Origin of the sequence: Deinococcus aerius (genome assembly GCF_002897375.1) — a bacterium.
GTDB classification, from domain to species: Bacteria; Deinococcota; Deinococci; order Deinococcales; family Deinococcaceae; genus Deinococcus; species Deinococcus aerius.
The window spans coordinates 331,229-352,692 of record NZ_BFAG01000002.1 but is presented as its reverse complement, the minus strand read 5'-3'; the positions used below and the strand labels follow the sequence as shown (position 1 = coordinate 352,692).

Here is a 21,464-nt window from a genome sequence, read left to right as displayed (position 1 = left end):
TCAGCTCATGTTGCTCTCGGTGGGGAACTCACGCGTGATGCTCAAGGAGAGGCACGACGAGCTGAACCTCGCCCGTCTCAACCTGGTCCTGGCGCAGAACCGCACCACGCTCAAGGGCTGGCGCAAGGAACTCGCGCTCGACGCGCTGGGCACGATGACCGTCGAGTGCACGGCCGACCTCAACGACGTGGTACCGCACGGGATCGACAACGATGTGTTGCTGGGCCTGATCAGCGCCGCCGTGCTCCAGAACACGAGACCGGGCGGCGAGATCCGCATCAGCGCCAGCGAGCTGCTGAAGCTGAGCTGCCTTCCGGACAACGCCAGGAGCTACGGCGAGGTGCAACGCGCCCTCCACCGGCTCAAGCGCAGCACCTTCACCATCACCGAGTGTTGGTACGACCAAGGCAAGCGCGACTGGCGGACAGTGGATTTCAACTTGGTCGCCAAGCACTGGCAGGCAGACAACACCGAAAAGGTCGAGGACATCGGCCGTTGGCAGGCGAAGACGCTGCTCGTTATTCGCCTCGACCCGGAGCTGATGCAGAGCATTCGCTCCGGGTACGTCCGACCCCTCGACAGCGCCCTGCTCGGCCGGCTCAAGCAGCCGATGAGTCGCAGTGTTTACAGGGCACTCTCCATGCTCCGCACGAACCTTGCCGAGAACGGCACGCCACCCAAGGAAGTCAGACTTCCCCTCCTGAGTTGGGCTGAGCACCTGGGACTGTCGCACCAGATGGACGGTCGCAACCTGCCCTCCCTTATCGAGCGCGCCCTGATCCCCGCCCACGAGGCGTTGATGGAAAGCGGCTACCTTGCGACCGTCGAGACCGAGGGGCGGGGGCGGCAAAAAACCTTCACGTACACCTTCGCTGAGGAAGAGGTGCGGATGGCCGATCCGGAGGCGGCTCAACTCTTGTCGCAGTATCTCAGCAGCAAGGCTGCCCTGGAATTGGCCGTGCAGTACACCGCAGCGCACGTGCATCAAACTCTGACACGTTTCGAGGCCTTGATGAAGACTGCCTACAAGGGCAAGGTCAAGAACCGCCAGGGCCTCCTAGTGGATATGCTTCGCGACCCGGACAAGTACCCGGTGGAGGTCGCGGAGAAAACGTCCAGTGCGCGGCGGCCTGCTCCTCCACCCTTGCCCACAGCCGATGAGGAAGACCCGGCTCCGGTGGAGAGGAAACCAGAGTCCGCGCTTATGGCCCTTGGACAGAGATTCGAGGAAACAGGAGCCCTGCGGCCCCTGCGTGACCGGGCGGTGAAGCTGTACTTGGATGGGCGCATCAGCACCCTGGACCTTCTCCAACTGCGTTCGCTCGAAAGGCCCCAGATCGAAGGCCAGATCTCAGGTTGGGAGCAACCCACCCCCTGATTCTGTCTCTGTTCAACTTACTGTGGTCCCCGTCAGAGCAGGTGACGGGGGCGCCCCGTTTTCACTGCTCCACCTTCGCTTCCGACATTTTGCGGGACTTGGCGGACAGAGGCAGGAGAGCTCCCTCCGACACTTTGCGGGAATGGCCGTAGGAGCCTCCGACACTTTGTAGGAGTCGCCCCCGACACTTTGCAGGACAGGACTGGAATACCCTCCCTCTCCCTCCGACACTTTGTAGGAGTCGCCCCCGACACTTTGCAGGACAGGACTGGAATACCCTCCCTCTCCCTCCGACACTTTGCAGGAGTCGCCCCCGACACTTTGTAGGACTCAGGGGCAGCTATCCTGGACGTTCCACCGACACTTTGCGGGATTGACCGGACCCACCTCCGACACTTTGCAGGACCTATCTCCGACACTTTGCAGGATCAGCCCGAAAAAGGCGCGCCAGGCCGTACTCAGCCTGAGCGCCCTGATGATGATCATCATATGTTTTCTACTCTTTTTTCTTTTTGAAGAATCAACAGTCAAGAGGGTCATCTCGGTTGAGGAGATTCCACCGGGCAGAAGCCATAGGGCAGGAACCCTCCACCCAGGGGTGTTCTCTTCGGGTTGGCCCAGTGGCGGCCCTTAGAGGCTTAGCGGGAATCAGTGAGGTCCGTTTCCCCATGAAGGCTCGCAGAGGCCTGCACGGTCCACATCTATGACGTGCAGGCGAACGGCACTCCCTCTGCCGTAGTCCGTGGCACCGATCTGCCTCCCCTGCTATGCTCGGCTTACCAGCAGGATCCCCTGTTGAACCCGCCGGCCCGGCAACGTGCGCGGCGGACCTCATGCCAGCCTCCCTCGGGGAGGATCCCCGGATCGCCCGGGCCCCTCAAGTGCAGCGGCACCCCACATTTGCAGATGTGGAGTGCCACCGTTTCCTTCCCACGCGGGAAGGGGTTGTTTCTCTCCGAGACTCGCGGTCAGGGTCGAGGGGCGATCAACCCCCCTGACGGCGAGCGAAAGGAAACGCGATGAGTGTACATGATGCGGCGGTTTTCCCCGTCAGCCTCGTCGAGCTGCTGGCCCGTGCTCGCCAGCAGCCCGGGGCGAACATCGACGAGAAGCTCTACGGGGCGCTCCTCGCCCACGAGGACACCGCCGCGTGGCTCCAGGCGATGGTGCCCCTGGCCTTCAAGAAGGGTGCGGCCGTGGGGGCCGTGCCCGCCGCGAGGAGTCAGTGGGAATCCAAGGCCCGGGACGTGGTCATCCGCGCCGTCTTCGCCACGGCGAAGAACATCAAGGAAGGCGACGTCATGGTGCCCGGGCGCGGCAAGGTGTTCGTCCGTCGGGACGACATGCTCCAGCCCAGCGTCCACTACGGCCTGACCCAGGGCGACGTGGATTACACGGCACTCGCCGCGCTTCAGAGCCTGCATGGCGTGGGCTACACGCTTGACGCTGAGGAGATGCAGGCGCAGGCCCACGCCGTTGAAGCTCAGCGGGACTGGGCGCACGCCGAGCACGAGCTGCAAGGTGTGGACGCCGACCTTAAGGCGCTCGGCATCTTTGCCGACAACGCCGAGGAGGCCGCCGTGCAACTGCTGGCAGCGGGGAATCCCGACCCCGAATTGTTGGCCCGGCTCGAAGCGCTGGGCCGCGGCCATGGGGGCAATCCCGTACGCGATTACGGAACGTTTCGGGCGCAAGCCTGGTACGAGCCGGACCCGCAGCCGGGCAGAAGCGTGCAGCCCCGCGCCCTGCACCACAGGGTGGAAGAAGCGCTGGCCGGCGCCCTGTTCGTCACAGGTGACTGGGAGAGCCTCCGGGTGCCCCGCACCCTCAAGGCCGAGGCATTCGACCGGCTGGTCGAACTCTTCACCGCCGCCTTGAAGCGCAAGCAGGTGCCGGTGGTGGCCGCCGACACCGACGACCTCGTCGGCAGGGCTGCCGTCATGGCCGCCCGTCGTCTCGGCCTGAAGACCGTGGCCGTGCAACTTGCCGGGTGGGAGTTCAAACCTGCCCGGCTGCAGATGCGCTGGTGCGAGCGGATGCCCAGCGGTACCGACGTTCCAGTCGCCCGTGCGGAACTGCAGGTGCGTCTCGCCGAGCTGGTGGGCGAGGTGTGCAGCCTCGGAGAAGTGGACGAGATCCTCGCCCACAATCTCACCCGTCAAGGCAAGCCCAGGGCGGCGCTTGACGCCTCCTGGACCAGGCACAACGGCCTGTACTGATCCCGCCCAGAGCCTCGCGGCTCAGAGCTCTCCATGCAAGACCGGGGGGAGCGGCGCGAGACGTGGACCCCCGGCGAGGAGAACAGGAATGTCCCCTAAGCTCGAGGCTTGGGTGGGCTTGTTCGGCTGCATCGGCTGCACGGTGTTCGCGCTGTTCATCATCCTGGGGTCCTTCACGGTCCCGGAGAGTGAGCGCATGAACCTGCTGGCCGCCGCACTGATGACCACCCTGCTTCTCTACGGAGCATGCATCGGTTTCTACCTGTTCTGGCGGACCGTTCTTCGCCGATAGGCTGGGGTGTCGCTCCTTCTGCCTACAGTTTTCCGCTTTCGGGTGGACGCCACCGTCACCCTCCCAGACAAGACCGGGGGGGTGACGCGACACGCGCCCCCGGCAAGGAGACCTGCGATGGACAAGACGATCCTGCTGGGCGACCTCACCGCCCTGCGTCCCAGCCACCCCGGCGCGACCGACTTCCTGACCGGGAAGTTCGTGATTGCCGGAACCGGACACCGGCCCGACAAACTCGGTGGGTTCAGCCTGGAGGCCCTCGAAGCGCTCATCGAGGTGGCCAGGGGTTACCTCCTTAAGCTCAGGCCCGACGTCGTCATCACGGGAATGGCGCTCGGCTGGGACACCGCCCTGGCGGCCGCCGCTCTCGGGCTGCGAATTCCCTACGTCGCCGCCCTGCCGTTCCCCCGCCAGGCCTCGCGCTGGCCGCAACTCGACCAGGAACGCCACCACGGTCTCCTGAAGCGTGCCGCGCTGGTGGTCTGTGTGGGTTCGGACGACCTGGCCGATGCGGACATCCGCTCGGCGATGCAGTGGCGCAACGAGTTCATGGTCGACCATGCTCACCTGATCCTCGCGTGTTCCGACGGCAGCGCCGGTGGCACCGCGGGCTGCGTCAAGGATGCCGTGGAGCAGGGCAAACCGGTCGTCAACACCTACCGAAGGTGGGAAGAGATGACACGCCCGATGCAGGCCGAGCAGGTCGTGACCACCGCGACGGTTCACCACCCCGAGTTCGGCAGCGGTGTTCTGCGCGGCAAGACCGAGATGAAGCACGGCCCGTGCCTCATCGTGGATTTCGAGCACTGCACTGCCATTGTCCCCGAGGCGAGCGTGCGTGAGCAGGCGAGGGCAGCCTTGGAAGAAGACCTCCAGAGGATCGTCCACCCGAAGTTCGGAGAAGGAACTGTTCTCCAGAAGGTTGTCACCGTGCTGGGTGAGATGACCCGGGTGTCTTTCGAGAGTGGCCCCCGGACGCTTCTGACCCCCGCGGAACGACCCACGAGCCACCCTCTCCGCGAGCGTGCGCCAAATCCTCCGGCCTTCGAGATCGGGCAGCAGGTGGCCCACCCCATCTACGGACGGGGTGACATCCTCACCGTCAGCTCGACCGCGCTGGGAGAAGCCGCGACCGTCGCTTTCCCGAGCAGCACCCAGAAACTCCTGATGACCAGCCTCCAGCCGGTCTAGTTCCAGCAAGGGCCAACGTCCCCCGGGCCCCCGCGCGTCCTCAGCCTCCAGTTCACCGGGGGCGCGGCGCGACAGCGACCCTCGAAGAGGAGTACCCACATGGCCACCCTGACCTCCAAGCTCAACAGTCGTACCGCCGCTCCTGCCTTCCCCACTCCCGCGGACGACTTCGAACTCGCCCGCCGCACCGCCGAACAGGACTTCGTCCTGCTCAGTGATGGGGAAACGCTCCGGCTTGCGGGCATCCTGGCGAGCGAGGACAACACGGCACTCCAGAAGGAGTACGCCTACACGCTGCTGCACCGCGCGCTCAGTCCCATCGCCCTACTGGCGGCACGTGAACAGGCAGGCCACTTCGTCAGCTTCTCCGCCGCCCACAGCGCCGCGCTGATCAGCCTCTGGCGCGCCCTGCACCGCTGGGATCCCAAGCGAGGCATGAGACTCTCCGCCTTCGTGCGCTTCACGCTGCCGGTCGAGCTGGAACGTGAACGCAAGGAAGCTGAAGTCATCAGCCGCAGCGACTGGTCCCATATCGCAGTCAGGGCGGCGATTCACGAGATCATTCAGAGCGGCTACAACCGCCCCTACATGACCGCCTACAGCGACGTCCAGGGTGAAACCCTTGCCCCCCTGCTCCGTCGCCCCGGTCTCCCCGCTCCACTCGTGCTCCGCTTCCCGGCCCACACCACCGTCAGCTTTCAGGCGGGCCTCACGGTGCGGACTCCCCCGGAGAAGGTCGAGAACGGTGATGGCAAACCCCAGCCCAATCCGCTGCTGTCCTGGTTCTCCGGCCACAAGTCCATCACGGTCAGGACCTTTCGGGGGCCCCGCAACTGGCCCCGCAAGACCACGCGTGCCAGGACCGGGTACAAGGTGAGGCAGTTGCAGGATGCGGGTGAAGCCTTCCGCTCCACCGTGTTCGGCAGCAAGTTCACCTCCCGCTTGATGCAGACGCGCGTCTTCAGTCGTCCTCCGCGACCCATCCGTGAGGAAGACGTCACGCCCCGCATGGTTCAAGACGTGATGCGCCAGAACCGCAAGCTCAAAGGTCAGCCCTTTGACGAGCAGGCCTGGAGCGTCACGCGAATCGGAGCCCTGATGGACGAGCTGTACACCGTCACCTCCTACGACGTCACCATTCAGGACGACGAAGGAGATGAAACCCGCTTGATCGATTTCCTTGCCGCCCCCGATCAGGACGACGAGGAGTTCCCTGAAGAAGAGTTCGATTCCGAGCAGTTGCAAGACGCCGCACGGATCACCGAACGCCTTCAGAGAACGGGACTGTGGGAGATCGCGATGAGGATCCCCCTGCACAAGTTCCTGCTCGCCTACCGCGCTGGCCGCCCCGGGTTCTGCACGCTGTGCTCCCGGTACGGTATTCGCGTCAGGCATGCCACCGAGATCATGGGGGCCATCGAAGCGACCCTTCGCTGAGCCTTTTTCCAGAAGTTCCACCCGCAACCTACTGCTGGTTGCCAACGCGTACTGCTCGCGTCGCCCTTCAATCTTCGGATTGTCGGGCAACTTTTTTTGGGGTCCTGGAGGGGGACTTGACAGCGGCACCAGGGTGTTGAGAAGGTCCGGGTATGGACGAGCAGAAGATCATCACGCGGTACCTGCAGGAATATGGCCTGCTGGGGGTCTATATCGACCACACCCCGCACGGGGATTACCCGCTGTTGCATCTCCGGGGTCGGCTGAACTTGGACCTGCTCATCGAAACCCCTCACCTCGGCCGGGCGGCGGCGCAGACGGGCACCCTGGCCGGCCCGTGGGCGGGAGAGCAGGTCGGCGTTCACACGGCACAGCCGGGCGCCCTCGAGATCGAGTCCTCCCATCCGGAGCTTACGGACCTGATACGTCAGCACGTCACCAATGCGGCCCAGGACATCCAGCGCGCCTTTCGTCTGGGTGATCTCCTGGAGGGGCCGGACCACGGGCTGGAAAGCCTGACGTTGTTGGCCAAGCACCCGGAATGGGAGGAACCGCTGGACCTGTCCCGGCAGCTCGGCACCGCGACGCCGCTTGAAGGAGGCCCGCAAAGCCTCTCACGGGATGAGCGGCTCGACCGGGCCCGGGCCCTGCGGGGAGGGGCGGTCATGGATATCTTCGACGTGCGGGCGCTGCGGCAGGCAGAGGCCGAGCAGGAACGCGTGTTGCTGCACTTCCCGCCCCTCCGGGACAGTGAGCAGGACCCGGAGCGTCGCCTCTCCGACGAGGACGTCCAGGCGCTCGCGCGGCAAGAACGCTTGCTGCGGGTGGAGGGTGCGGGCGAGCCGGAGGGCCGGCTGGAGGACGACCTGCGCTTCTGAAGCGAGGCGTCCAACCTGACCCGCACTCATGCTGGGGACGTGAGCACCAGGCTTCTCCGGATCACCCGCCCAGCGCCGCTGCTGCCGACCGAGTGCGCCCTGCAGAGTGAGGATGAGCTCTCCTCACATCTGCGGGCGCACGTCGTGGCCTTTACGGCTGCGCCTGAGGCGCAGGCGCTCGCGCGGGCCCTCTGGTCGCAGGGGGAAGTCAGGGACAGCCTGACCCGGACGCACTACCTCTGCCGGGAGGCGACAGGGGAGCTGACAGCCTGCCCGCACTGTGACCAGGCCGTGCCCGAGGTGGTGCACGGCGGGGTGAAAAGCGCCTGGTGCTCGTGCCGGCAAGGAGAATGGCTATGAAAAGATCGCTGCTGCTCCCGCTGGCCCTCGCGCTTACGGCGTGTGGGGCGGCGGGCTCCGGTTTCGAGAATCCCTTCCGCGTTCCCCAGGTCCCGGCCCTGACCCTGACTGTGACGCCCCCCACGCTCACCCTCGCGCCCGGCGCCACGGCACACGTCGGCGTCTCTGCCTTCAATGGGAACGTCGCCCTCGGGACCCCTGCGCCCCTGCCGGTCGAGATCGCGGGGATCCGCGCGATCCCGGACGCCAGCGGCACGACCGTAAGCGTGAGCGGGAGTGCCCTCCTTGGCAGATCCCGCCTGCCCATCCGGGGCCTCTCCAGTCGAGGGCAGGGCCAGACCGTGCTCGACGTCGTGGTGGGAACCCAGCAGGCCAGGGGGTCGGGCCAGTGAGCAGGATGCGTTTCCTGCTCGCCTGCCTGGCGCTGCTGCCCGCAGGAGCCCTCGCCTCGACCAACCCCTACCTGGGAAACAGCAGCACGCGGACGTACTACCTCGCCGAACTTGAGGACTGCCCGGGGAAGCTGGACATGCAGCCCGGTGACCTGTGGACCCTCACCTTTCCCGACAAGCTGGCGGACGCCTTCGTGACCCGCAATGGCCTCGTCGAGCGTCGCTTGCAGGACAACCGGCTGATCATCGCCGTCGTGGGGCCAAGTGGCAGCACTCCGGCACTGGTCCTGACCGAGGACGGCCGGGCCCCGCTCTTCAGCATCACCATCCAGCCCGGTCCCGGGGGACGGAACAAAAGCGTCATCGTCAAGCCCGGTCTTCCGCCGGGCGGCTCCAGGTGCGGGGCCGCGGGCAGCGCGGCGCCACGCACAGCGGCGGTCAGGGCCACGACGCCCACCCCCGTGGTGAGGTCTGCCCCAGCCCCAAGCCGCCCGACCACCGCCACCGTTCGCCCGCCCGTCACCACGCCGCCGCCAGCCGGGAGGGCCATCACCCCGTCCACCCGTCCGCCCGTCAGGGAAGCCACCCGTGTGCCCGTGACCGCTGCGACTTCCACCCCGGCCAGGGCGGCCTCTGCCCCGGCTCCCGCGAGAATCACCGCGCGTGCGGTCACGCCACCGACGCTGCCTGCCCCGGCCACTCCCACGCGGGCGAGTTCCAGCCCGGCTCCTGCGGTGGTTCCCACCCGTACGGTTGCGGCACCGCCGGTTTCCGCCCCCACCCCCTCCGCCCGACTGACGGCCAATGCCGTCCCGGCCACACCCCTTTCCCGCGCAGCCACGACACCACCGGCCTCTGCCCAGGCCAGACCCGACCGGATGGCCCCCACTCCGGTCCTGCCCCACTCCGCCAAGCGTCTTCCCGTGTCCATTCGCACCCAGGGGCCAGGGGCACTGCGCGTCTGGGTAGTGACCGGGCAAAAGCAGCGGGGCGTCCTGACGTTCACGCTGAGCAACTCGCTGGACTCGGGCGTGGTCCTGATGCGCGAAGACCTGCGCGTGGCTCAGGCTTCGGGACGTGGGAGCGGCGCGCTGGTCATCCCGGCCGGACAGACGCTGACCTTCGACGTCGCGCTGAAGGGTCCCCTGCCGCCCGTGCTCGGACACCTCACCTGGTCGGGAAGCGTGGTGGGAAGCAGGGGGGGCTTCGAGATCAGTGCCCTGCTCGCGCTGTGAACCAGGGCTCTCTTCGGGCCGCACTGCAACGCCTCCTTGTGTGGCGAGCCGTGCGGCCCGGTTCCGCGCTGTTACCCGTCCTGACAGACACGTTGGAACAAGCGGGGCTCGCCATGCGGGTTCCCACGGCCATCGGTCCGGGCCTCACGTTGACCCGGCGGGCGCGGCAGTGGTTGGAGATCTCCCCCGCCGTCACGAGTGAGACGGTGGTCGCCAACACCCTGTACCTGCAAGACGCCGTGCCTGCCCTCACCGCGGCGGGCTACCGCGACCTGCGGCCCGGCCGGGGCATCTTCCTGGTGACGACCGGGCCGGGCGGCGCACCCTGTCCGGTCCTCGGGCGCTTCACCAGCGGGGGGTACAGCGGCAGGCGTGTGCGCGAGCACGTCGAGCGGCTGGAGCCGGACCTGCTGAGCGGACGTGCCCGGCTGGTCGTCGTCCACCCGGACCCTACCCGGTTGTCCTACCGCCACCCGCGGTTGCAGTTGCTGCACGTCCCGCCGAGGTGGCCGTCGTGATGTCCACCACCAGAAAGCTCCGCCCAGCACCGCCGTGGCGCTCGGCGAGGTGCGCCGTACGGGCACGGGAAGGCGTGCCCCACACCAGTCCCTGGAAGGTCCGGCGGTCGCTGAAGGCCCGGAACTTCTCACGCGTGATCGCCGGAGGGTACCCGCCGTCGTACTCCACCGCGACGACCTGACCGCCCGGTCTGCGCCACAGGGCGTCCGGGCGGGAAGTGCCGTAGCCCTGCGCCCGTTCCCACTCCTGCCGGGATGCCCCGAGCAGGTGCCTGAGTTCCGCCGTGCTGGCATCGTGCGCCAGGCTCCAGGCGGGCTCCCAGAGCAGCCGCTCGGGCTCCCGGGCGATGAAGGTGGTTCTCTTGACCGGAGAACTGTTCGACAGAGGCTTGAACTGCACCTCGCGATGCGGAAAGTGCGAGAGGACCGGCTCCTCCCGCACCTCGTAGTGCCGGACCACCTGGGCGAGGGTCAGGACCCGGTCCACCTCCAGGGCCAGCGCCACCTGCCTCAGGCGGACAGGGGCAGGGGTGAACTTACTGCCCATTCCCCCCACTGTTCCGGCGCACCACGATTTGCAGCGTCGTCCCCTTCGGCAATTCGGCGACGTTCACCAGAGAAGCCTGGTCTTCGGGAAGTTGCAGCGATCCCAGCGCGCCAGCGCCCGTGAGCATCCAGAAGTTGGGCGTGTTGGCGGCGCTGGAGGTCACCACGCTGCCCGTCCCGCCGACCCCGGTCTGGACCGTGACGTTCCGTTGGTTCACCATCGCGTCCACAAAGGCTTTCGTGCCACCGAAAAAGCCCGACATCAGGGACGACACGAGGTTCGGGGCCGTGGGTTTGACCTGCGTTCGCACTCCTGGCAGGCCGTCGGGGCCGTAGGCGTCCGCCACCAGGGGGTACTCGCGGTTCCCCTGCAACACGGTGTCGAAGGTCATCTGAATCCGGCCCTGAGCGTCGAGTTGAGGCGTTCCGCGCCAGGTCGCCCCGTCCTCGGTCTCCGCGTAGACCGGCAGACCACTGGCCATATCCTGAACGGCCAAAGCCCCCACCAGCAGCTTGGCGGCCAGCGGCCGTCCCACCGGGTAAGGCGCGGGAGCTTCCGCCGCCGGGATCGCCGCCGCGCTTTCGGCGGCACCCTGGAGCGCCGTGTCACCCGTCCCGGTCATGCCACTGAGACTGTAGGAGGAGGCCGTGCTGGTGCCTGCTCCCGAGGATGTGGTGGCCTCGGACGTTGAACTCCCCTGCATGGAGAGCAGCCCCAACACCTGGGTCCTGTTCTCTGCCATCGGGGGACGCCGGTCGCTCTGTTCCTGCGCGCCAGACGCCGTGGATACGGGCACACCTCCTCCCAGGCTGACCAGCTTGGGAGGAGTAGGGTCCGCTGCTGCCGTGCTGCTCAGCCCGGAGCGGGCGGAACTTGAAGAGTCGCCGGGCTCCGGAGTCGCGGTTGCCGCACTGGCGTTCGCCGAACTCAGCCCGGAGCGGCGCGATGCCTCGCCGGACGTCCCCTGGGCGGCGCTGCCGCTCAGCGCCCACGGACGCGCCTCGCCGCCGGCCGTCCCACTTCCCGACGTGTCCCGCGAACCGCTGAGCGCCGGAGGAGCCTGCACCGCCTGGTCCTTCGGCGTGCGGGCCTGGAGCGGCGTCCTCTGGGGAGAGGTCTGGCGAATGACGATCGGTGCGCTCAGATGCGGGGCGGGCGCGACCGGAGACGACGGCAGCATCGTGGGCCCGCCTCTGCCGGTCGGGCCCGCGACGGTCGGCACGGTCCCCTCCTCTACCGGAGTGAGGTTCACTGCGGGGGCACTGGGACCCGCTGATGTCGACGCGTCCTCCACGCCCAACCCTGTCGGGTCCACCCGTGCGTCCACGGGGGGTGCGTCGGGGCTCAGTTGGATGGGGGTGGTGGGCACCGTGTCCTCTGGGGCAGGCACCGCGTCGCTCTGGACAGGCGGCGTGGTCTGCGACGAGGCCACGGCTCCCTCGTTCGCTGGCACCACCGGGGGCTGCCCGGCCACCCGGCTGGCGCTGACCTTGTCTCCGGAAGGCACCAGGATATAGAACGCCACAGCCGCGACTGCTCCCGCCCCGAGCAGCACATTCCGCACCAGGGCCGTGTTGGGTGCCTCGTCACCATTGACCGTCTTCTTCTGGAAGGGGGCCTTGAGCCAGCCGAGCACTCCCGTACGTGCGGTGGCGCGTGTGGCCTGGCGCTCGACCAGCTCGCTGCTCAGCAACTCGTCCGGGTCGTATCTCAACCCCGAGAAGTCCTGTGCCACGCCCGGATCCTTGAGGTTGAGCTCACGCACCAGCGCTCCCCACTCCTCCGAATCGGGAGGTGGCAGGTGCTCTACGTCCACACCGTGGTCCACAAGCTTGGGCCGCAACGCCTCCAGCCGTTCCTGATCGATCTGCATGGCCGCATCTTCACCTCGGCCCAGGTTGGACGCCTGAGCGCAGGGCGCCTCGGCGGCTCCTTCCAGCCTGAGCCGCACCCACCATGTGCCGCAGGAGGTCAACCGTGGGCTTCCGAGGAAAAGGAGTGGATATGAAAACCGCCCTGCACGCCATTCGCCCGTACATCCCGGGTCTCCGGGAACTCGTCTTCAGCCTCGGGCTGTTCCTGCTGTTCCTGCTGCTGAATCAGGCCGCGGCGCAGACCATCGACACCGCGCTCGGCGGCAACGTCACCAGCAAGGGCTGCACCTTCGTGAAGAGCGTTGAGACCAGCGTCGCCGCGAAGGTGTTCTGTGCGGCCATTTTGCTCTGGGGCATCGTCAAGTTCCTTCCCACCCGCAAGGACGGGGTCGGCCAGATCCTCGCTGGCATCATCGGCTTCCTGGTGCTGAGCAAATTCACGGCCATCATGAACACCTTCGGCATGAACTGCTGATCCTCCCTCACTTCCCCACCTGGCCCCACGCCTGTGCAGCCGGGGGCCTTTTTCTCAGGAGACCTCCCGTGAACAACTGGCCGCAACTCGACGACCTGCAGTTTGAACGGTTGGGCATGAGCCGCAACGCCCTGTTTTTGACGGTGTTCGTGGCCTTTGTCCTCTACCAGGTCGTGGACCATTTCAGCAGGCCGTACCTCCAGGGCGCCGCAGGCGTCGTCCAGCTTGCGCCGCTGGTGGGCACTGCCCTGTTCTGGTGGTTCGTGCTGATCCCGAGGGTTCGGAGGTGGAGCGAGACGCTCCCCAGGGGCTATTTCCAGGGCCTGAGCGACTACTACCTCTTCAATCCACAGAACCTGGAAATCACCAATGACCCCACACCCCTGCCGCTGTATGTCAAGCCCCGGCGCAGGGTGAGGAGCGCCGTCCAACCTGGGCCGCGCCCATGATGCCCGCCATGCTCTCCAAGGTTCTGACCCACTTCCTGAGCAGGCCCTCTCCGGAGGCGCACGTCCAGAAGCCCGCCCGGGTGTCGTCCGCGAAGGGCGGGAAGCCTGCACGGGTTGCGCGGCCGGTCTCCGGCAAGAGCCTGATCGAGCAGTTGCCCTGGGCCGAGCCCGACGACGGTGCCGTGTTCCTGCGCGGGGGCGAGCGGCTGTGGTTCGGGTTTGAGATCCAGCCGGCGACCGCCGCACAGGTGGACTATGCCCGCGCGCAAGCTCTCTCCGAGGGCATCCGCGTGATGCTCAATCAGGCGGTCCCGATGGGCGAGGGCGGGCGCCTGATCGTCGAGCGCGTGCCCGCTCCCGAGGCCTTTGTGGAGTACTTCCTCCAGGGGCAGCGGGCCACCACGCCCGACCCCCTGCTCCACCGGATCATGGAGGCCGAGCACGAGGACCTGCGGGGTGCTCGGCTGCGCGGGGAGATCACCGTCACCCGGTTCTTCCTGACCTTTTACGTCAACGTGCCGAAGCGGCCCAAGGACGTGCCACCCACCGAGGCCGAGTATCGCGCGCAGATGGCCCTGGTTCGCCGGAAGCGCACCAACCTCCTGCACCGGCTGGAGGGGCTGGGCCTGACCCCCACAGTGATGAGCAACCGCGAGGTCAAGTGGCTGATCTGGAGGTACCTCAACGGGAACCTCGCCGCCGCCCATCCGCCGGCCTTCACCTCCCAACTGGACTTCCGTGACTTCGACCCGGACGACCTGAAAAAGGACCGCTCGGCCGCCACCCTGACCACCCGCTACCAGGTGGCGGAGACCGAGATCGGCACCGACCACCCCGGGTACCTCACGATGGGTGACCGACTGATCGGGGCCATCAGCATCGGCAAAGGCGGCAGCGGAACTGGAGTGCACATCATCGACAACCTGCTGGAAGCGCTGCAAAACAAGCACTTCTACGTAATGGTGGATTTCGAGCATCTCCAGCAGGGGACCGAGAAGGCCAGGCTCGACACCGCTGTGGAGGAACTCGAGGGTATGGTCGACAGCCTGGTCATGCGGGCCGGGGAGGGGACCAGCGCGAAGGCGCGCAAGGCGCGAGAGGCCATTCACGAGGCCGAGTACCGGGGAAAGCATTTCTGGCGCCTGGGCTTCACGACGGTGCTGTATGCCCGCACGCGCGAGGAACTCACGGAGATGCTGGAAAAGACCCGCAGCGAGTACTCGCTGATGCAGGGGGCGCACGCCATCATCAGCAATGAGCAGTTGCGGCGGACCTTTTTCGACGTGATGCCCTTCTCACGGCAGCTCACCATCCACCGCGTCAAGGGCCACTGTTCCAACGTTGCCGACGCCTTCCCCAAGGTCAGCCCCTGGATGGGGACCCTGGACCCCATGATTCCCCTGCGCAACCGCCACGGGGGGCTGACCGGACTGAACCCGAAAAAGGGCGGGACGAACTTCGGGATGATGGTGATCGGCCAGTCCGGCGGCGGCAAGAGCGTGTGGAACATGAACCTGCTGCTGAGCATGGTGCCCCCGGGCGTGCGGGCCTTCATCCTCGACCCCAAGCACGACTATGAGGAGACCACCTGGTCGTTGCGCGGGCAGGTAATTTCCATCAGCGCAACCGCCCGACTCCCCGACGGGCGCCCGGTGAGGATCAACATCTTCGACCCCACCCCCGGCGAGGACCAGCCCGGCCCGGAGAAGACGGCCTTCATCATCGCGGTGTTCCGCACCCTGGACCTGGTCCCGGACCGCCTGCATCAGGCGGTGTTGGAAGCCGCCCTGCAGCAGTTCTTCCTGCTCAAGTCACGCCGGGTTCCGGACCCGGAGAAGGTCGGCGAGTACCGCGAGGTGTACATGGGCGGCCGCCTGCGCGACTTCGTGCAGGTGTTGAGCACCCTCAGCCGCATCGGCTCCGAAGGCATTCACGACAAGCCGCACTTCCTCCAGATTCGCGACAGTCTCACCGCGTTGTTCCAGTCCTACCTCGCGGGGCAGGGCGGCGTCCTGGGCGAGTTTCTGGACGGCTGGACCACCGTGGAGTCGGGCGCTTCGTGCGTGACCTTCGACGTGTCCAGCATGTACAACGACCCCACCCTCCGGGCGCTGGGCATCCTGCTCATCGGCGAGTTCATGTTCCAGCAGGCGGCCCGCACCGCCGGAACGAAGATCGGCATCTTCGAGGAGTTGGGCGTGCTGGCCCACATCCCTGAACTGGAGCAGCTCGTGAACCGCTGGTTCAAGACCGGCCGCAGCCTGGGCATGATTCCGGTGGGCACCTCACAGGACGTGAAGGACTTCGAGAAATTGGGCGGCCTGATCAACAACAGCGCCTGGGTGGTGATGAGCGCCCTGGGCGCGGGCGAGCTCGCGGGGCTTCAGGAGGTCATGCATCTGTCGGACAAGGTCGCCGAACTCGCTGCCTCCTTGACGTTGCGGCCCGGCGTGATGGGCGAGTACCTCGTGCTGCAAAAAGTCGCCGACAACGTGCATGTCGGGGACGTGGTGCAGCTCTGGATGAGCCCGGAAAAGCTCTGGACGGTGACCACCCAGGACGAGGAGAAGACCAGGCGGCAGACGTACACCCAACGGCTCGGTGGACGCACCGAGGCCATCTTGCAACTCGCCGCAGAAATCCGGACCAGGAGGAAAGTCGCATGAACACTTCCGCCACCCCTCACGTGTCCGGTTCCGAGAGCGAAGCCCTCCTCCAGGAAAGGCAGCTTGCAGGGACCCCTGCCCGGAGCACGGACTTCCCCGCGGGGAGGCCGCCGGTGACCCGGGCACCCTTTCGCCGGTTCTTGACCCTCGGCGTTGCGCTCAGCCTCGCCCTGCCGTCAACGGCTCATGCCCAGGACCTGGGGAGCCTCACCGACCTTCTCCAGTCGGGCGGCCTGATGAGCCTGATCGGCATGATCCCGGGTCTCAACTTTCTCGCGGGCCTCGGCCCGCTCACGGACATCTTGAAGGTGATTCCGGGCCTGGACACGCTGCTCGGGCAGATTCCCGGCTTGAGTCAGTTGCTGGACCTGATCGGCCTGGGTGGAGGGTCGAACCTCGGCCCGCTCCTCGGGCAGATCCAGCAGGTCCAGAAGTGGTTGACGGCCGCGCGGCAGATTCAGGACACGGCGAAGAACATCATCCGCCCGAACAACTACACGGACTTCGTCGCCAGCGCGAACAGCGTCATGCGTCTGGCGGGTGTGAACCAGGTCTTCAGCCAGGGCCAGTACCAGCAGGACCCGCAGGGCGTGGCTCGGGCGGCCATCGATGCCCTCACCGACCAGCAGCGTGAGGTGCTGGGTCGCCTACGTACGGTGATGACACCTGCTGAGGCCGTCGCGGTGCGCGAGCAGGCCGCGGGACTTCAGGATCTCAAGGCCAGGGTTCAGCGGAACGCCGACAACGCCGAGGCCCAGAGCAACACGCAGAGCCTGACCAAGGAGGCCCAGGACCGGGCGCTGGACGCGCTGGACTACTCGCAGGGGGCGGCCCAGGCGCTCAAGGACAACAAGAAGATCGAGGACATCAGCCGGATGGTGGGTTCGGCCTCGCTGGAATCGCTGCGGGTCAGCGCCCTGAACAGCGCCGCGCTCACGGCCGCGCTGGCCAACCAGACGAAAATTCAGGTGGCGCAGGCCGAGACGCTCGGACAGATGCTGGAGGAGATGCAGCGTTCGCGGCTCGACAAGGCGAACGCCATCGCGCGAATGATGGAAGCGCAGCGGCAGCAGGCCAGGCGTGAGGCCCAGCGCCTGCGCAACTACAGCCGCAACCTCACGGATGGCATGGGCAGTGCCGTGAGCGGCGCAAGCCTGCGTGGAGTCGACCTGCTGGGAGGGCCGTGATGCGGCGCTTGTGGTGCGTCCTCGCGCTGCTGTTCACCCTGGGGGCGCCCGCCCTGGCCGAAAGCGATCCCGGAGCGGGGGGCCTCAGCCCCATCTGTCAGACCATGCTGGAGCGCAACGCACCGGCTCAAGGGGGAAGCCGCGTCAACCTGGAGACGTTCGTGCCCGATCCCGGGTGCTGGCTCCAGGCGAGCATCAAGGACATCAATGACGTCAACCTGTTCACGGTTACGGCGGCCATCGCCAAGTTCATCGTGGTCGCCAGCGTCCTGTGGGCGCTCCTGACCTCCGTCGGCCGCGGAACGGCCACGCCATTCCTGCGCGCGCTGGCCCTGGGCTTCGTGGCCTTTACCGCGGCGAACGCCTACACCACGAAAAGCGGCATCGGCTGGGTTGCGGCGGACTGGGCGATGGGCGCCTGGCAGACGGCCTACGTTGGAAGCGCGCGGGTCGGTCAGGCCATGCTGGACCAGCGCATCCTCGCCAAGACGAAGGAGCTGGACGAGAAGATTTCCAACTACGTCGCGATTAGCATGGACATCCAGGCCATCGCCACGCAGAAGGCCCTCTTCGGGACCAAGGCGGACCCCAATACGCTGGAGACGGCCTACCAGGAGATGCAGAAAACCGTGGGCGGCGGCGGCAACATCAAGTCACCCCTTCCGAAGTCGGCCTACTCGGCGGCGTACTTCCTCACGTTGGGCATCTTCAGCGTGTTCGCGATCCTGGTGTACAGCAGCGGCATGATGGTGGTGATCAGCGTGCTGGCCCTGCCCATCGTGTTGGCCCTGACGACCCTCGGGTCACGGCAGTTTCTCCAGACGGTCGGCGTGATCTGGCTGTCCAACGTCGTCAGCATCCTGATCATTCCGGTCTTCATGGGGGTCTTAATGACCACCATGCTCACCAGCCCGGTGCAGAGCCTGAACGCCAATCTGCAGTACAACATCGAGATCGGCACGCAGATGTTGACTGAGGTCAAGCAGCGGCTGGACAGTTGCAGCGGCGTCCTCTTCGTGGCCTGCCGAGCGGTGGAGGGGATCGGCGCGGTCATCGACGGCTTCACACAGGGCCTGGAGAGCGCCTTCATGGGCGTGGGCGTCGCGATCTTCGCCATCATCGTGGCCTTTTCCGTCGCGGTCTCGCAGTTGCGGCGCATCCCCGCCACCGTCGAGCGCATCCTCGGCGGTCTGGGCGGTGGGGAGTCGAGCGGTGTGTTCACCGACTTTGGCAAGCGTCCCAGGGAACGCCGCCCACGCGCGGCGGCAGACGCGAGCACCCAGAAGACACCCGCCCTCGCCCCGCCGGCCAGCGGCGGCCCGAAGGTGACCGTCACGCAACTGCCCAAAGGAAGCGGTCTGCCCGGCAGCGGCGTGACGGTCCCCAATCCCAAGGTGATCCTCGCGCAGGCCACCACCCGCCCCGTCCGGGGTGCCCTGCCTCCCCCGAAGCCCTGAACCCCGCCTCCTGCGCCCCGCTGCCTGAGTTCCGGGGCGCAGTGTCGTTCCCCGGTCCCCTGAAAGGAGCCCACCCCCTTGTCCCACGCGTCTGCCCCGGCGGGCACCGTTCAGCAGAGTCAGGGGGTCCGCACCTTCCCGGTCGGCTGGCTGCTGCTGTTTCTCGCCACGCTCCTCGTCCCCGGTTCCTTCGCCGTGCACACGGCAGGGCAGGTCTCCCAAGTGATGGTCGACAAAGGCTGGCCGGCGGCCCTGCACAGCCAGACGTTCGTGCTCGACTGCACCCTGAGCCAGGCCTGCAACGCGGCGTTCCAGCAGGGCTTCGCCCGCCTCTTCCCGCTGTGGTCGCTGGCGCCTCCCGCCGTGGGACTGGTCATCTACGGCTTCAAGGCCCGGCCGCGCACGTACCCTACCAAGGACCCCGGCCTCGCCTGGTGGGCCCAGGCCGACGATCAGGGCCTGAACCAGTACCGGACGCACGACCCGATGAGGCCGGAGAACAAGCTGCTCGGGTACCTCGGCCACCTGCTCAGCGTGGGCCGCGAGGGCAAGATCGAGTACCGCAAGACCTTCCCGCTGTACGTGCGCATGGCGGCGCTCGCCGAGAACGTCCTGGTGCTCGGGGGGGTGGGGGCGGGCAAGACCCGCGGCTACTTCAGACCGCTGATCATGCTGGCCGCCCACCTGGGCTTCACGGTGATCGTCTTCGACCTGAAATACCCACAGCCCGACTCGGGCTTCTTCGACATGATCGGGTACTGGGCCAGACGGCGCCGCAGGGTGATGATGTTCACCCCGTTCAGCCTCAACACGATGCGTCTGCCCCTGCTCGACAGCATCGAGGACTATGCCAGCGCCCTGAGAATGGCGACCACCATCATGCCACCGCCGGAGTACGGCCAGGAGCCCGGCAAGCACTACCGGGACCGGGACCGGGGGGTGCTCGCCGCCTTCCTGCTGTACCTCGCCAGGAGTGACACGCCCAACTTCCGTGAGTTGCTGCGCATGGCGCAGTTCACGCCGAACGAACTCAAGAAGTGGTTCGAGGACCAGGCCGCCTTCGACGAGAACAGCGAGGTGGTCCTCAACCTCAAGGGCATCTTCGCGCAGGGGAACCAGGAGGTCGCCTCGGTCCTGCAGGGCATCAAGAACGCCCTGCGCATCTTCTACAACCCGATGGTGGCGCGGGCGACCGAGAGCCTGGTGGGCGAGAACATCGACGTGCGCGCGGCCTTTCGGGAACCCACCCTGCTCTACATCGGCATCCAGCAGGAGTACATGATGGAGGGCGACGGCGTGGTGCTCCTCCAGCTCGTCAAGCGCTCCATCGACCGCGATCTCCAGCGCGAGGCGGCGGCCCAGGGCGGCGTCCTCAAAAGGCACGCCGCGTACGTCCTCGACGAGTTCCCTTCCTTTGGACAACTGCCGTACATGATGCGCTCGCTCGGCGTGCTGCGTTCCTACAACGTGTCGCACCACATCGGGGTGCAGAACCTCGCCCAGCTCGCCGTGGTCTACGGCGACAACTACAGCAAGGCCCTGACCACCAACGTGATCGGCCGCAAGATCTTTTTCCCGCTCGCGGTGGACGACGAGGAGCGCGAGATCTTCTCGCAGTACGTCGGCAAGACCACGGTGTACGACATCAGTGAGGGCGACACCCGTCGCCGCTTCCTGGGCACCTCCCTGGACGAGACCACCCGCCAGAGCATCGGGCTGCGCAAGATCGCGGTGCCGCTGCTCGCTCCCGAGGAATTCCCCCATTTCCGACCGATGGAGGCGGTCATCAAGGTCCGCGGAGCCAACCCCATTCGCACCTTCATGCCCGCCATCGAGGACCCCTTCCTCGACGGGCCGGACATTCCACGGGGCATCCCCAACCGGCTGCACGAGCTCTACCGGCAGGTCAACCCGGGGCGCGAGAACATGGCCCACGTCACCCAGCAGATCATCCGTTCCGGCGTGCTCGGCACGGCCACCACGCCGGAGGAGGACTTCAGCGCCCAGCAGCACGAACGCTTCCGGACCTGGGTGAACGGGGTGTTGGAGAGCGGCGCCCGGGTCCGCTTCAGCGCGAGTGACCGCGAGCGACTGTACGTCCGCACCGCGGACCTGCCGGAGGCCCTGAAGGAGGGGCGCACCCTGCAGGGCTTCTATTCCCGTGGCTGGACCGGCAGGGCGGACTCCGACGAGTTGCGCCTCAAGCCCGAGGGGCTGGCGCTGCTGAGCCGCGACCTGCGCCTGCGGCTGAACAAGCAGGCGACCTTCGGCGCCCTCGACCTGTGGCTGGAGCAGAACGGGTCTATGGTTGAAGGTCACGAGGCCCGCGAGGCGCTGGGGTCGGACGAACGCCCGGAGGTCCAGGCGATCCTGGAGGGCGAGCGGGTGTACCTGCGCTTCCTCCCGTGCCGCGACCTGTTCGGGGCGGCGCCGGAGGTGCTCAGCAAACGCATCGGCAAGAGTCAGTACATCCTGATTGACCGCCAGGACCCTTCGGGCTTCTGGAACGCACTGCAAGACGCCCGGGTGAAGGCCCACGAGCAGGACGCAGCTCCTGCTGGAGCGGAAGACACTCGCCCTGCACCAAGTCAGGCCGTGAGGAAGCGACCCACCAGCAAGCCCTGGACGAGGGACGAGGAGGAAGCTCGCCATCCTGAAGGCGCGCAGGAAGCGGACCCGCAGGAGACCCGGGGTTCCGAGGCCGAAGGCCGCCGACCGGGTCTGCGCAAGACCAAGAAGAAACGCCTGGTGGACAGGACCTGGACGAACGAGGAGGAAGAGACGCGCGGGCAGGAAGCCGAGCAGGAAGCCGACCGGTTCCCGCACGAGACCCTGGGGGCGGAAGACGAGGACGGCCCATCGTTGTGGCAGACCCTGGAGAAACACCGGGCTCCCAAAGAGTTCTAGAA

General features: G+C 66.8%; 17 protein-coding genes. 15 read left to right on the top strand and 2 right to left on the bottom strand.

What is annotated here, in order from left to right:
* Positions 1 to 7 precede the first annotated feature (7 nt).
* The 9 genes from DAERI_RS04545 (at position 8) to DAERI_RS04490 (ending at position 9,900) form a co-directional block, all read left to right on the top strand.
* On the top strand, positions 8 to 1,378 hold the full coding sequence (locus tag DAERI_RS04545; protein WP_103128232.1) for a replication initiator protein A: 1,371 nt from the start codon (positions 8 to 10) through the stop codon (positions 1,376 to 1,378).
* Between the two features lie 1,019 nt (positions 1,379 to 2,397).
* The gene (locus DAERI_RS04540) at positions 2,398 to 3,597 is read left to right on the top strand and encodes a hypothetical protein (protein ID WP_103128231.1); all 1,200 of its coding nucleotides are present in this window, start codon (positions 2,398 to 2,400) and stop codon (positions 3,595 to 3,597) included.
* 88 nt (positions 3,598 to 3,685) lie between these two features.
* Positions 3,686 to 3,889: a hypothetical protein gene (locus tag DAERI_RS04535; RefSeq protein WP_103128230.1), complete on the top strand. Its 204-nt coding sequence runs from the start codon at positions 3,686 to 3,688 to the stop codon at positions 3,887 to 3,889.
* 117 nt (positions 3,890 to 4,006) lie between these two features.
* Complete coding sequence (locus DAERI_RS04530) at positions 4,007 to 5,080, top strand: SLOG family protein (RefSeq protein WP_103128229.1); 1,074 nt, start codon at positions 4,007 to 4,009, stop codon at positions 5,078 to 5,080.
* 99 nt (positions 5,081 to 5,179) lie between these two features.
* Complete coding sequence (locus tag DAERI_RS04525; RefSeq protein ID WP_103128228.1) at positions 5,180 to 6,517, top strand: hypothetical protein; 1,338 nt, start codon at positions 5,180 to 5,182, stop codon at positions 6,515 to 6,517.
* A gap of 152 nt (positions 6,518 to 6,669) precedes the next feature.
* On the top strand, positions 6,670 to 7,395 hold the full coding sequence (locus DAERI_RS04520) for a hypothetical protein (protein ID WP_103128227.1): 726 nt from the start codon (positions 6,670 to 6,672) through the stop codon (positions 7,393 to 7,395).
* Positions 7,396 to 7,751: 356 nt separating this feature from the next.
* Positions 7,752 to 8,147, top strand: coding sequence for a hypothetical protein (locus DAERI_RS04510; protein ID WP_103128225.1), 396 nt, complete (start codon positions 7,752 to 7,754; stop codon positions 8,145 to 8,147).
* Positions 8,144 to 9,382, top strand: coding sequence for a hypothetical protein (locus tag DAERI_RS22300; RefSeq protein ID WP_165794068.1), 1,239 nt, complete (start codon positions 8,144 to 8,146; stop codon positions 9,380 to 9,382). Before DAERI_RS04510 ends, DAERI_RS22300 begins: the two co-directional genes overlap by 4 nt.
* 113 nt (positions 9,383 to 9,495) lie before the next feature.
* The gene (locus tag DAERI_RS04490; protein ID WP_103128222.1) at positions 9,496 to 9,900 is read left to right on the top strand and encodes a hypothetical protein; all 405 of its coding nucleotides are present in this window, start codon (positions 9,496 to 9,498) and stop codon (positions 9,898 to 9,900) included.
* Here DAERI_RS04490 and DAERI_RS04485 read toward each other — a convergent pair.
* The gene (locus tag DAERI_RS04485) at positions 9,833 to 10,447 is read right to left on the bottom strand and encodes a hypothetical protein (protein ID WP_235610254.1); all 615 of its coding nucleotides are present in this window, start codon (positions 10,445 to 10,447) and stop codon (positions 9,833 to 9,835) included. The two genes, DAERI_RS04490 and DAERI_RS04485, sit on opposite strands and share 68 nt — an antisense overlap.
* Complete coding sequence (locus tag DAERI_RS04480) at positions 10,437 to 12,320, bottom strand: hypothetical protein (protein WP_103128221.1); 1,884 nt, start codon at positions 12,318 to 12,320, stop codon at positions 10,437 to 10,439. Before DAERI_RS04480 ends, DAERI_RS04485 begins: the two co-directional genes overlap by 11 nt.
* Before the next feature lie 131 nt (positions 12,321 to 12,451).
* Between DAERI_RS04480 and DAERI_RS04475 the strand changes: the two genes are divergently transcribed.
* The 6 genes from DAERI_RS04475 to DAERI_RS04450 all read left to right on the top strand — a co-directional run bounded on the left by DAERI_RS04475 (position 12,452) and on the right by DAERI_RS04450 (position 21,462).
* The gene (locus tag DAERI_RS04475) at positions 12,452 to 12,796 is read left to right on the top strand and encodes a hypothetical protein (RefSeq protein WP_103128220.1); all 345 of its coding nucleotides are present in this window, start codon (positions 12,452 to 12,454) and stop codon (positions 12,794 to 12,796) included.
* A 68-nt stretch (positions 12,797 to 12,864) separates the two neighbouring features.
* A complete protein-coding gene (locus DAERI_RS04470) occupies positions 12,865 to 13,245 on the top strand; it encodes a hypothetical protein (RefSeq protein WP_103128219.1) in 381 nt (126 codons plus the stop codon).
* 8 nt (positions 13,246 to 13,253) lie between these two features.
* Complete coding sequence (locus tag DAERI_RS04465; RefSeq protein WP_103128218.1) at positions 13,254 to 15,911, top strand: VirB4 family type IV secretion system protein; 2,658 nt, start codon at positions 13,254 to 13,256, stop codon at positions 15,909 to 15,911.
* 140 nt (positions 15,912 to 16,051) lie between these two features.
* Complete coding sequence (locus DAERI_RS04460; RefSeq protein ID WP_129117549.1) at positions 16,052 to 17,098, top strand: hypothetical protein; 1,047 nt, start codon at positions 16,052 to 16,054, stop codon at positions 17,096 to 17,098.
* Positions 17,098 to 18,555 carry a hypothetical protein gene (locus DAERI_RS04455; RefSeq protein ID WP_103128216.1) on the top strand — a complete coding sequence of 486 codons (1,458 nt, stop codon included), beginning with the start codon at positions 17,098 to 17,100 and terminating at the stop codon, positions 18,553 to 18,555. The genes DAERI_RS04460 and DAERI_RS04455 overlap by 1 nt, the downstream gene beginning before the upstream one ends.
* A gap of 78 nt (positions 18,556 to 18,633) precedes the next feature.
* Complete coding sequence (locus tag DAERI_RS04450) at positions 18,634 to 21,462, top strand: type IV secretory system conjugative DNA transfer family protein (RefSeq protein WP_103128215.1); 2,829 nt, start codon at positions 18,634 to 18,636, stop codon at positions 21,460 to 21,462.
* The last annotated feature ends 2 nt before the right edge of the window (positions 21,463 to 21,464 follow it).